The organism is Methanothermococcus okinawensis IH1 (assembly GCF_000179575.2).
Lineage (GTDB): Archaea > AGJL01 > Methanococci > Methanococcales > Methanococcaceae > Methanofervidicoccus > Methanofervidicoccus okinawensis.
Genome location: NC_015636.1, coordinates 145,471 through 158,263 on the forward strand (window position 1 = coordinate 145,471; position 12,793 = coordinate 158,263).

General features: G+C 29.2%; 13 protein-coding genes. 7 read left to right on the plus strand and 6 right to left on the minus strand.

The annotated features are described in order from the left end of the window. Window positions 1-29 precede the first annotated feature (29 nt). Both METOK_RS00735 and METOK_RS00740 read left to right on the plus strand, forming a co-directional pair. Complete coding sequence (locus METOK_RS00735) at window positions 30-566, plus strand: 2-oxoacid:ferredoxin oxidoreductase subunit gamma (RefSeq protein WP_013866330.1); 537 nt, start codon at window positions 30-32, stop codon at window positions 564-566. 260 nt (window positions 567-826) lie between these two features. Further along, window positions 827-3,106 carry a DHH family phosphoesterase gene (locus METOK_RS00740; RefSeq protein WP_013866331.1) on the plus strand — a complete coding sequence of 760 codons (2,280 nt, stop codon included), beginning with the start codon at window positions 827-829 and terminating at the stop codon, window positions 3,104-3,106. A 119-nt stretch (window positions 3,107-3,225) separates the two neighbouring features. On the opposite strand, the gene METOK_RS00745 is transcribed toward METOK_RS00740, so the two are convergent. After that, window positions 3,226-4,848: a DUF128 domain-containing protein gene (locus METOK_RS00745; protein ID WP_013866332.1), complete on the minus strand. Its 1,623-nt coding sequence runs from the start codon at window positions 4,846-4,848 to the stop codon at window positions 3,226-3,228. A 251-nt stretch (window positions 4,849-5,099) separates the two neighbouring features. Between METOK_RS00745 and METOK_RS00750 the strand changes: the two genes are divergently transcribed. Both METOK_RS00750 and cobK read left to right on the plus strand, forming a co-directional pair. Further along, window positions 5,100-6,446 (plus strand): CARDB domain-containing protein, encoded by a 1,347-nt coding sequence (locus tag METOK_RS00750; RefSeq protein ID WP_013866333.1) that lies wholly within the window; start codon window positions 5,100-5,102, stop codon window positions 6,444-6,446. Between the two features lie 46 nt (window positions 6,447-6,492). Beyond that, on the plus strand, window positions 6,493-7,263 hold the full coding sequence (gene cobK, locus METOK_RS00755; protein ID WP_013866334.1) for a precorrin-6A reductase: 771 nt from the start codon (window positions 6,493-6,495) through the stop codon (window positions 7,261-7,263). On the opposite strand, the gene METOK_RS08785 is transcribed toward cobK, so the two are convergent. The 3 genes from METOK_RS08785 to METOK_RS08795 are packed head-to-tail and all read right to left on the minus strand — an operon-like array spanning window position 7,256 to window position 8,082. Beyond that, on the minus strand, window positions 7,256-7,426 hold the full coding sequence (locus tag METOK_RS08785) for a hypothetical protein (protein ID WP_232210822.1): 171 nt from the start codon (window positions 7,424-7,426) through the stop codon (window positions 7,256-7,258). The genes cobK and METOK_RS08785 overlap by 8 nt on opposite strands. A 1-nt stretch (window position 7,427) precedes the next feature. After that, window positions 7,428-7,757, minus strand: coding sequence for a hypothetical protein (locus METOK_RS08790; RefSeq protein WP_232210823.1), 330 nt, complete (start codon window positions 7,755-7,757; stop codon window positions 7,428-7,430). 1 nt (window position 7,758) lies between these two features. Continuing rightward, window positions 7,759-8,082: a hypothetical protein gene (locus tag METOK_RS08795; protein ID WP_052293958.1), complete on the minus strand. Its 324-nt coding sequence runs from the start codon at window positions 8,080-8,082 to the stop codon at window positions 7,759-7,761. Between the two features lie 229 nt (window positions 8,083-8,311). Here METOK_RS08795 and METOK_RS00765 point away from each other — a divergent pair, with 229 nt between their 5' ends. Next, a complete protein-coding gene (locus tag METOK_RS00765) occupies window positions 8,312-8,665 on the plus strand; it encodes a hypothetical protein (RefSeq protein WP_013866335.1) in 354 nt (117 codons plus the stop codon). A 374-nt stretch (window positions 8,666-9,039) separates the two neighbouring features. On the opposite strand, the gene METOK_RS00770 is transcribed toward METOK_RS00765, so the two are convergent. Both METOK_RS00770 and surE read right to left on the minus strand, forming a co-directional pair. Further along, entirely contained in the window at window positions 9,040-9,687 is a 648-nt protein-coding gene (locus METOK_RS00770; protein WP_048057817.1) for a TIGR00288 family NYN domain-containing protein, read from the minus strand. Window positions 9,688-9,790: 103 nt separating this feature from the next. Next, on the minus strand, window positions 9,791-10,588 hold the full coding sequence (surE, locus tag METOK_RS00775) for a 5'/3'-nucleotidase SurE (protein ID WP_013866337.1): 798 nt from the start codon (window positions 10,586-10,588) through the stop codon (window positions 9,791-9,793). 306 nt (window positions 10,589-10,894) lie between these two features. Here surE and METOK_RS00780 point away from each other — a divergent pair, with 306 nt between their 5' ends. Both METOK_RS00780 and fhcD read left to right on the plus strand, forming a co-directional pair. After that, window positions 10,895-11,683, plus strand: a complete 789-nt coding sequence (locus METOK_RS00780) for a DUF7839 domain-containing protein (protein ID WP_013866338.1) — start codon at window positions 10,895-10,897, stop codon at window positions 11,681-11,683. Between the two features lie 169 nt (window positions 11,684-11,852). Then, on the plus strand, window positions 11,853-12,758 hold the full coding sequence (gene fhcD, locus METOK_RS00785) for a formylmethanofuran--tetrahydromethanopterin N-formyltransferase (RefSeq protein WP_013866339.1): 906 nt from the start codon (window positions 11,853-11,855) through the stop codon (window positions 12,756-12,758). The last annotated feature ends 35 nt before the right edge of the window (window positions 12,759-12,793 follow it).

The window sequence follows — 12,793 nt, forward strand, 5'->3', positions numbered from 1 at the left end:
AAATAATAATTAATTTAATAGGTGGAATTATGAGGAAAGAAATTAGGTTGTCAGGTTTTGGAGGTCAAGGGATAATTTTATCAGGCGTAATTTTAGGAAGGGGGGCTTCACTTTACGATAATAAAAACGCAGTTCAAACCCAATCCTATGGACCTGAGGCAAGAGGGGGGGCAAGTAAATCAGAGGTCGTAATATCCGATAAGGAAATAAGCTTTCCAAAGGTAATAAAACCAGACATATTAGTTTGTATGTCCCAACCTGCCTTTGACAAATATGGGAGAGATATAAAAGAAAATGGATATGTAATTGTTGATAAAGACTTAGTTTCTATACCTAATGATTATATAAATAATTTTAAGATTTATCAAATTCCATTTACAGAAATTGCCAATAAAGAGGTTGGTTTAAAGATAGTTGCCAATATTGTAATGCTCGGAGCTCTTACAAAAATAACCAATATTGTTTCAAAAGATGCTATGGAAAAAGCAATATTGGATACAGTTCCTAAGGGCACTGAAAAAAAGAATATATTAGCTTTTGAAAAAGGTTATAACTATATTGAATAATTTTAAATGTAATAATTTTATTATTAATTTAATTACTCGATTTTATTTATTATTTGATTTTTATTTGCTAAGATTAATAACGATTAAATTTTTATAATTAAAGGTATAATATAGACCTTGGTAAAAAATAAATTTATAAAATAAATAAAATGAATTTATTCTATAATTTTTATATATTTTATTTTTATATTTATATTATTTATTTTATTATTTTACTATTTTTATTAAATTAAATTTAACTAAACTTAAAGTGGTGTATTATGATAGATAAATGTCCAATTTGTAAAGGAACAGGAAAAAAAATTGTTGGCTATAAACCATGTCCTGAATGTGAGGGAACAGGATATATTGAAGAATTCAATACAAAATCTCAGTTTAAAGGAGCTCCTAAAAAATCCAAATACGATTTGGATGTTGCAGAAGTGCCGTGCCCAAACTGCAAAGGAACAGGAAAGATTCCAGAATATGATACCTGTGATTATTGTGGAGGAAGCGGAAAAATCGTAAAATGCGATAAATGCGGAAAATATATTGGAAAATATCCACAGGATAAGGACAAAACATTGTGCGATAAATGTAGAAAAGAGGAGGAAGAAAAAAAGAAAAACTTGAAAACAGTCTATATATTGGATAATCTATGTGGAATGAATGATTTGGAAGAAGGTAAATTTTACAAAGGTAAAGTATCAAGAACTGAGAAATACGGTGTTTTTATTTCATTAAACGAGCAAACAAGAGGATTGTTGAGAGCTCGTGAAATGGTAGGAAAAAGATTAGGGGACTTTAAGATAGGGGATGAAGTTGTCGTGCAGGTATCTGAATTAAAACCACAAAAGAGGGAAGTGGATTTTAGATATATTCCAATTGCAAACTATAAAATTGAAAAACTTGAAAAGAGCATCCCATTAACAACAATAAAGGAAATCACCGATAAAGGCATACTTGAAATGAGGGATGAAGTGGTCCATATTCAAGGGGAAATTATTCAAATCACTCAAACGCCAGGTCCAACAATATTTACCATTACCGATGGAACAGATACGGCATGGATAGCAGCATTTGAAGTTGCAGGTTTAAGAACTCACCCTGAAATAATGGTAGGGGATATTGTAGATGTGGTAGGAACTGTTTCCATAAGAGATGGAAAACTTCAAATTGAACGAATAAAATTAGTAAAACTGGAAGGGGAAGAGGCAGACATAGTAAAAGAAAAGATAGAAAGAGAATTGGATAAAAAATCAGAACCATATAGTGATATAGAATTCCTTGTGGATAGTCCAATACTTGAAAAATTGAGACCTAAAATGACTGATGTGGCAAAAAGGATAAGAAGGGCAATATTAGATGGCAAACCTGTAATTATAAGGCATCATGCAGATACCGACGGTTACTGTGCAGGTATAGCACTTGAAAAAGCCATACTACCCATATTAAACGAATTTTCAATAGATAATGATGCACAATGGCATTATTTTAGGAGAAGTCCATCTAAGGCACCATTTTATGAATTGGAAGATATTACAAAAGATTTAGTATTTTCATTGGAGGATAAATTAAGGTTTGGTCAAAAGATGCCATTGGTTGTATTAACGGATAATGGAAGCACCAATGAGGATATACCTGCAATATCTCAGGCTGAGGCTTACGATGTAGATGTTGTTGTTGTAGATCACCACTATCCAGGAGAGGTGGTAGATGGTAAAGTGGAAGTGGATGAATATGTAAGAGCTCATGTAAATCCATACCTTGTTGGTGGTGATAGTAATTTAACCGCAGGGGTTTTAGCAACAGAAGTTGCAAGGATGATAAATAAAGATATTACTGATGAAATAAAGCATCTTCCAGGTATAGCTGTGGTTGGAGACCATGCAAAAGGAAAAGAAGTAGAAGATTATATAAAAATAGCATTGGAAGATTTAACAGAATGTAGTAAAAAATACGGTAGTGGAAAAGAATATACAAGAGAGGATTTAGATAAAATTGGATTATGCATGGATTTTGAGGCATTTTATTTAAGGTTTATGAATGGAAGGGGTATTGTAGAGGATATACTTGGAATAAATAAAAAGGAATTTCATAGGCATGAAAAACTAATTGATATATTATACAATAGGGCAATGCAAATGGTAGATAGGCAAATGAAAGCCGTAATTCCTGCCATAAAAACCGAAAAACTTGATAATGGAATAATACTAAATACATTGGATGTAGAAAAATATGCCCATAAATTTACATTTCCAGCACCCGGAAAAACATGTGGCTTTGCCCATGATTCCATAGTTCAAAAATATGGGGAAGAAACACCAATAATAACAATAGCTTATGGTCCGGATTTTGGTGTTGTTAGGGCAACTGATGCAGTTAGCGAAAGATTTAATTTCAACCTAAATATTATAATAGAGCAGCTTATAAAAGAGATTCCAGAGGCTTCCTTAGATGGGGGAGGTCACGAGTGCGCTGGAAGTTTAAAGTTTGTTGAAGGATTAAGAGAAAAAGTATTAAGTAAATTTATAGAAATCATTAAAGAAATGAAATATTAGAAATAAATAAATAAAAGATAATTAAAAAAATTAAAATAATTAAAAAATATAATATAAAATAAATAATAATCCAATAAAAATCTTTATTTTAATAAAAATTTAATTAATAAAAAATTTATTTATAGTTCTTTCAATGGAACTAATTCTGAATATTCTTTTATACCGTGAAGTGCTTCGATTTCGATAGGAATACCCTTATTTTTTATTATAACAAATGGATTTATTCCCCCAAGACTTACAAATCCAAACATGCCTTTTTCAACTTTTATTCCACAAATATCATTGTTTGGTTTTCCTATTTCAAGTATTCCTGGCCAATTAAGTTTTTCAGCGATGTTAATTAAACTATCCCTTGCAGCCATTGGAACTTTTCTTACTCCCGACAAAATTGTTTTTTTACCATCCACTCTATTAAAAAATACCTCATGGGGGTCTAATGATGTTCCCTCGTAGGAAATTATATCGATGAATCTATTTTTGCCGAGCTCTAAAACACCTCCGTAATATGGTATAATTGGAACACCATATTTTACGAAAATACCATCTATTGTTGAGGAGCATAATGTATTTATTATTATTTTATCGCCTTTTATTTCCATCCCAATTCTATCGGATATTACGGTTTTAGATTTATGACATTCTTTCAATGCATCTAAAACCTCCTCTTCATATTTTCTATTAATATAAGCTGTATTTACAAGCACATTTCCTCTTTCACTTTCCATATCGTAATTTACTTTATGTAACATAGATAACATCTTTGATAAAACAGGCATTATTTTAACTTTCCCTTTTTTATTTATTGGATGAAGATATTTTTTATTTCTCTTTTCCATAAGCGACAAATCCATTAAAGTTGTAGCTGCATTAATCTTTACAGGATAACCTTTTTCAACGGCAGGACATATTGGGGATAATCCACCAACAAGGGCAACACCGATTTCTCCTTCGTTTAAACTGAGTCCCAATACATTGTCTTCACCATAACTTAAAACACCGTTTAATAAATCTCTCTTTAATAGGTTTTCAAATTTTTCCATTACTGAGCTCGGAATTATTCTAAAATTGGCAGGTAAATACCCTTCTCCATTTTCTATTATGCCCAATACATCAGTTTTTCCACGAGTAATAAAGGCTTCTAATGGGTCTATGGATGATTTTCTAAAATCTATCACCCCTTCAAAATAAACTGGTTCATAGTCTTCAAATTTAACAATGCCCCCATATTTTGGCATTGAAAGTATACCATTTTTTAACAAAAAATTGTCAAATGTAATGGAACACAATGTTTCTATATCTACTAAGTTTGGATTTTCGCTATCTTTTCTGATATTTACATAATCTCCAATAGAAAAACCACTATCTACTACTTTTAATACTAAGTCCCTTATTATATCATAATCTCCTTCAAAAACTGTTTTATTTATGATAACTTTCGTTGGAAAATTTGATAAATATACTTTCTCCATAATTTGAGAAAATACAGAACCAATTCTATATGATATATTCGCCTTTCTAAGTTCTTCTAGTCCCTTTTTAGTAATAGCTCTTCCAGAATACCCAAATTTTTCAGTTAGGTTTTTTTCATCAAGTAATTGAAGGTGATACCTAACTGCTCGCTCCCCTATCTCATAACCTCGCCTTTTAAGTTCGTTTGCTATGGTTTTAGCACCAACTGGTTCATCATATTCTGAAAGTATGCTTAAAATCTCAACAAGTTTTTCGTCTAAATTGTTAGTCAAAATATCACCTATTATAAATAGTATTATCTTCACATTATTTAACTTAAAAACTTAATTAGATTGAGAATAGATAATATATATTGCCAGTTATTATAATTTATTTATTTTTCATTTTTATATATTAATCCTATATTATAAAACTACTTTAATTAATTTGTAGGCATATAAAAATTTAAAATTAAAAAATAAATTAAAAAATCAAAAAGAAAATTATATATAATTCTTTTAATATATTTTATATAGGTGATATTATGATTAAACTTTGCCATAAAAGAGGACAGATATCCATAGAATTAATATTGCTAATGTTGGTCGTTGTAATAGGAGCTGCGGTTGTAGCTACTGAAATGAGTAAGGTTAAACTAAGTGGGGGAACTAATGCCGCAAATGAGGTTAAATATGCAGCATCCGTAGCATTTGCTAATGGACATGTTTCTAATAATGGAACCAGTGGTGGGACTACTAATACAACGGGAAATAATAATACGAATACTAACCCAACCAATACAAATAACAATAAACCTGATTTAGTAGGGGCTCTTGAAGTTGGAAATACAGTCATACACAATAATTCATGCAGTTGTCATCACAATACAGTCATACACAATAATTCATGCAGTTGTCATCACAATACAGTCATACACAATAATTCATGCAGTTGTCATCACAATACAGTCATACACAATAATTCATGCAGTTGTCATCACAATACAGTCATACACAATAATTCATGCAGTTGTCATCACAATACAGTCATACACAATAATTCATGCAGTTGTCATCACAATACAGTCATACACAATAATATATATATGGTTAATATAATTGTTTCAAATATTGGAAATGAAAATACAAATAAATCATTTGTTGTTACATTAAAAGATAATGGTAATTTAATAGGCGAAGATACAATAAATGGATTAAATGCCAGTGAGTCTAAAATAGTTTCATTTAATTGGTATCCTGGTAGTATTGGGGAACATCATTTAGTATCTTATGTGGATGCAAATGATGATATTGATGAATCAAATGAAAGTAATAATATAGATTCAAAAACTGTTAATGCTATTGGTTATAATTCAACAAGTATAACTAATGTAAATATATCCGGAGGTTCAAGGATTAGTCCAACATCCAGCGGTAGAAATAATGAATTAACAATTACTGAAATAAATGGTACTATATATAATCTTTATAATGGTGACAATAATAAAGGTAATAAAGGTAATAACGGTAAGAAAGGATTGATAGACCAGAATGGTGGTATAGTATATCTAAATGAAACGAACTCCCATTCAGGGAAAGCCACATCAATCATATACCGATGGATAGGAAGTGATTCATCACTTATAATTGATGGGGTAGATGCATCAGCTTTAAAAGAGCATAAAATAACTATTATTGCAAGCAAGGATAATCCTATAAACTATACAATAACACATAAAGGAAATAATAATGGAATGGGTCATTTCTACCTATCCTTTAATGCAACACATGCTAATATAACAATTGAAGAAGGCCATAGTAAAACCAATATTATTGACGCTATAATATCAACAATTGAAAATATCATAAACTCCATATCTTCTTCCATTTAATTTACTTTTTTAACCTATTAATTTTTATTTATTTTGAGTTGATTTTATGAATGTATTAATAATGGGCGGAACAAGCGACGCTAATAAAATATCGGAAGAACTAAAAAAACTAAATAATATTTACACAGTAATAACTACAACTACAAATCACGGCAGTGAATTGGCAAGGAAACATGCCAATAAGGTGATTTCAAGGCAAGATAACAAAGAAACCTTTGAAGACATAATTAAAAACAATAACATATCTATTCTAATAGATGCTACCCACCCCTTTGCTATAAATGCCTCCAAGAGAGCTCTGCAAGTTTCGAAAGATTTAAATATTCCATACATTCGATATGAACGACCTCAAAAATTTTATGAAAATGCCATATATGTTAAAGATTTTAAAGAGGCTTCAAGGCGAGCTCTTGAAATTAGTAAAAAAAATATAATGTATTTGGCAGGCATAAAAAATTTAAAAAATGTTGTTGAAATAATTGGAAAGGATAGGTTAATAGCAAGAGTGCTTCCTATATCTGTAAATGAAGCCTTGAATATATTGCCATCAAAAAATATAATAGGTATGCAGGGAATATTTTCAAAAGAGTTAAATAGATATTTAATAATGGATTACAACTGCGATGTAATAATCACAAAGGATAGCGGAGATAGTGGCGGACTAAATGAAAAGGTAATGGGAGCTATTGAAGCAAATGCAACTCCAATAATTGTGGAAAGGCCTAAATTATACTATCCATTAATGTTTGATAATATAAACGATTTATTAAATTATATATTGAATTATATTAAATCTAACGATAATACATCTAAATAAGGGTATCAAATAATTCCTCCGCCCCTCTTGAAGTTAATTGATGAATTGTAATTATCTTATCAGATATCTTTTTTAAACTTAAAGTAGGTTTTGTATTTATACAGAATGTAAATATTTTTCCTTGTTTAACTTCTTCCACATATTCAATGAACCGCCTATGCATATCACACTCCCCATCGGTTATAAATACAATATCTCATTGAAATCCAATGCTTTAATAGGTTTCTCGAAATTTGTGCCTCCTCCAAAAAATACAGAAGCAAATTCGATAATATCTTCTGAACATGTTTTTTATCAAATATCCCTATTTCTCGAATATTATCATCAAATAATATGCAAATAAATCGTTTTTTATCCCTTAACTGAATTTCCAACAGCGATAATGCAATTGCCTTAGCCCATATTTCTTTTGTCCCCCTCATGGAACCACTCAAATCCAAACATACAATAAAATCCTTTTTGTCTTCATGATTTAAAACTTCATAATTTAACAATCTATGTTCTGAAAATACCGCATAGAGTATTTATTGAAGATGAGATATCTCCCATATAACTATCGAGCTCCTTCATAATATTGTTTATATCATTTGTCATATTTTCTTCATAACCCTCTTTTTCTTCTTTCTTTTTTTTATCGAATTTTTCAGAAAAGTAAGATGTAGCAATAATAGAATAGGACTCATCCAAATTAGTAATGACCTTAATGTTTTTGTAATGCCTGTTATTCATAATAGCCTCTATCGTTGTATCAGGTTTTACAATCTCCACATGATATTTAAAAAACAGGTAAAAAATATCTTCTATTTTGCTTTCGTCCAAATATTAACCACAATATGATAATTTATGCTTATTCTCATTCCAAACAAGTTTGTCGTATTTATCATGTTTTATTGTATTGTATTTTATATCCATACTATCACCAATATTACTAATTATATATTAATCATCATTAGTAATACTATTATTAAATTAAATCATAAACTATATATACTTAATTGCATAATAATATTACTAAAATTACTAAGAACTTAAATTTTTTGGTGATAGTATGCTATTAACAGTATCGGAGCTCTGTATAAAACGACCTGAAAAAAATCCAAAAAATGCAGAATTAGAACTAAATACTGACTGGAGTATAGACTATAATAAAAAAGAGGATGGATTTGAGTATAAATGCAAATTAAAAACTGATGGAGCATTTCCATTTAAAATATCTGTAAAAGGTATGATACTGGATAATGATTTTAACGAAGTTCCAGAAGAGGTGTCCCTTAAAATATTGAACAATGTTGTAGATATAATACCAAATCTCCTTAACTTATCAAAAGAAAAAGAAATAAAAATAAAAATGGATATACCATTAAATATTAAAGATGAAGTTTCTCAAAAAATAGCATCATAACTAATTCATATAATCATAATTATCATCAGCTATTAATATTAATTTATATATAATTAATTCTTAATATTACAAAATAAATAGAAAGTATTATATATAAGTTATTGTAAATAATAAGTTGGATTTAAACCATAGGAACCATTTATTAAATATAAATTTAAATACTGCCATAAAATATAAAAATAGAATTTTAATTCTTTTAGTATTTTAGGGAATATCAAAAAAAAGTAAAATATTTCATTTATATATATTTTTTATTTTTTATTATTTCATTGGTTGTAATATATTTATAAATTTTATTTTATTATTTTTTAAACCAATTTATTTTATTCATGATTGAAGGTTTATCCTTATCTATTTTTTCTTCACTGTGAAAATCATGATTTAATTGTTCTTTTTTTTCCATCTTTTTGTTTAGTATAATCTTCTCCTTTTTCCATTTCATTTTCTATGTCTATTTTATCTTCCATTTCTTTTTCCATCTTTTCTTTTTTATCGCCTAAATTCTTTTTGTCTTTCTTTTTTTGTTCTAATTTCTCCCTATCTAACTCAAAATCTTCTTCTATTTTAATTACATGGTCTGCTATGTTTTGAATTGCCGTGCTAAATCCAGGTTCTGCTCCAATTACTATAATCTTTTTCCCATGTTCCTTAGCCTTTCGAATTGCAGGGAGGAAATCCGCATCTCTTGTCATATAAACAATAGTATCAATGTTATTGTTAAATATGAGCTCAGTTCCTTCAACAGCCATCTCCACATCAACATCTCCGGCTGAGATTCTTGGTTCAAAACCTTGATTTGCAATAGCTTCAATTAATTTATCAGATGCATATTGATTTAAATATACCCTCCCAATTACAATAGTTCCAAATTCATCTAAAACTTCTCTTATTTTGTCTAAATCTATATTAAACTCTTTTCTTAACATATTTGGACCATCTACTAAAAGTGCCATCCTATTATTTCCTCTTTTACTACTTTTTTTTACATAAAATTTTTTCAAATTGCTTAATTTCTCCCACATATTATCACACATTAAATTAATAATAAAATAATTAAAATAATTAAATAAAAATAAAACAATAATTAAATTAAATAATAATTATAATAATTAATAAATTAAATAATTAATAGTTTAATAGCTTTTCATATTTATTTTTAAATTCATCTAAATTTTTTATGGTAGTATTTAAGGTAAGAGGTGTTAATGATACATATCCTTTTTTTCTCAAAACATATACATCTGTGCCTTCTTCCTCTTCCATTATTGGATAACCATCTATCCAGTAATAAGCCCTCCCTCTTGGGTCAATTCTTTCTTCCACATGGGTGGTGTACATCTTTTTTGCCAATTTTGTAATTTCTATGGGTGTTTTTTCATCGGCATTCTCAGGGATATTCAAATTAATCACATCACAGGGAAAATTGCCATCGAGATATTTCTTAACAATTTTAGCTGTAATTTTTGAAGGCGTAATAAAATCTACTGGTGTCTCCCCCTCCCTAAATTTCAAGTGGTCTGCGGTGATTTGCAATGAACATGCAAGGGATTTTGCTCCATGATGGGCTCCTTCAAATGCTGCCCCAAGTGTTCCAGAAGTTGTTATTTCAGTTCCTAAATTCTCGCCTACATTTATGCCAGAAATAACCATATCGGGAATCTTTTTCAAAATTTTATAAATCCCCAATATTACGCAATCCGTAGGAGTTCCAGAAACTGCATAACCATAATCTCCATTAGAAAGTTTTGTCTTAGTCATCCTTAAAGGTTCAAACAAACTAATAGCCCTTCCAACCCCACTTTGTTGGTTTGTAGGAGCTACAATTATAACATTGGCATCCAACTCCTCCTTTAAAACAGATTTTAACACCAATAGAGCATTTGAATATATCCCATCATCATTTACCAAAAGAATATCTACCATATTATCACCGCGGATAAATAAATGTATAAACTATATATAAGCTATATCAAATAAACTATATATTAAACATAATTTGAATAGATATATAAAGTATGATAAACATATCTTTAAACATTATTTTATTTTAATGTAAAAAAATAAAAAAATAATATTAACATAAACTTATACCAATGTAATAACTTAAATTATTTCCTATATCATATAAATAATTATATAAATTAGTCAATCTAAGTGTGATATTTAAGTGATATATTTTATTATGATTATGATTAAATTTTAAATTCCTTGTTCTATTTAGGTGATAATATGAAAAAGAGGAATATTACTGAATTTCAAATACTTTCTGAAATCGTAAGAAAACAGCCCCATGTAAAACAGAAAGAAATAGCAGAAGTTTTAGGCATAACTGTTCAAGGCGTTTCCGAACATATAAGAAACCTATTAAAGAAGAATTATATCAAATCAAGAGGTCGAGGGGAGTATGTCCTTACAGATACAGGAATGAGAGCTTTAAAAACCTGGATTTCTGAATTTAAGAATTATTTAAATGATGTAAATCAGGATATATATAGATATAAAGAAATATGGCCTGCTATTGCTTATGAGGATTTAAAAGAAGGGGATGAGGTATATCTATTTATGAAAAAAGGGAATTTATATGCCTCAAAATTTAATAAAACAGAATCAACCGCAAAAGTTGTTGAAGGTGGTAAAGAGGGGGAAGATATAGCCATAACAGATATAAAAGGAATAATAGATATAAAAAAAGGAAAAGTTATAATATTAAAGATTCCTCCAAAAGTTAAAGGAGGTTCTAAGAATGTCGATTATGATTTGATTAAAAAGATACTTGATGATAATAAGGATGCAGTAATAGCAAGTATGGGGACCATATCCTATGTGGTATCTAACAAATTGGGTATTAAGCCAGATATAAGATTTGCAGTTCCAGAGGGGGTTGTAAGTGCCTGCAATAGAGGGTGTGATGTTATAGGTTTTATTACTGGAAAAATGACCGAAAAAATTGTGAAGATATTGGATAAAAATAAAATAAGTTATACAGTGTTAGATACTGCAAAAAATACGGATGAATAACTTAAAAAAATAATAATTAAAACACATAAATTAAAAATAATAATTAAAAAATTAAATAATAAATTATTAATATTAGTTTAAATAATTTTATACTGTTAATATTTGATATTTAAAAAATAAGAAATAAAGTAGAAAAATTAAAATATAAAAAAATAAAAAAGGTGAAATTGTGGAAATAAACGGAGTATTTATAGAAGACACATTTGCAGAGGCATTCCCAATATGGGTTTCAAGAGTTTTAATTACAGCAGCAACAGAGAGACTTGCAAAAATAGCAGCAACAGAAGCAACAGGATTTGGATGTTCAGTTATTATGTGTCCAGCAGAGGCAGGTATTGAAAAATATGTTTCACCAGAAGAAACCCCAGATGGAAGACCAGGATATATTGTAGAAATATGTCATCCTAAAAAATCCGAGCTCGAACATCAATTGTTAGAAAGACTTGGACAGTGCGTTTTAACAGCACCTACCACAGCAGTATTTGATGCTATGGGAGAGGATGCCGATGAACAGTTGAAAGTAGGATTTAAATTGAAATTCTTCGGCGATGGTTATGAGAAAAAAGACAAAGTTGGAGAAAGAACAGTTTATAAAATACCAATAATGGGCGGAGAATTTATAGTAGAAAACAAATTGGGAGTTAAGAAAGGAGTAGCAGGAGGAAACTTTTTTATAATGGCTGACAGTAATATGACAGCTTTAACAGCAGCAGAAGCTGCAATAGATGCTATAAATACAGTAGAAAAAACCATTACACCATTCCCAGGAGGAATAGTTGCATCAGGTAGTAAGGTAGGATATACAAATCCAAAATACAAATTCATGGTAGCTACAACAAACCATAAAATGTGCCCAACATTAAAAGGCGTTGTTGAAGATTCAGAAGTTCCAGAAGATGTAAATGGAGTTTATGAAATTGTAATCGATGGTGTTGATGAAGAAGCTATTAAAGAAGCTACAAAAGCAGGAATTTTAGCAGCTACAACTGTTAAAGGTGTTAAGAAAATCACAGCAGGAAACTACGGTGGAAAATTAGGTAAATTCCAAATAAAATTGAGAGAATTATTTGAATAATTAACTTATTATATGTTAATTTAATTATTTAATTA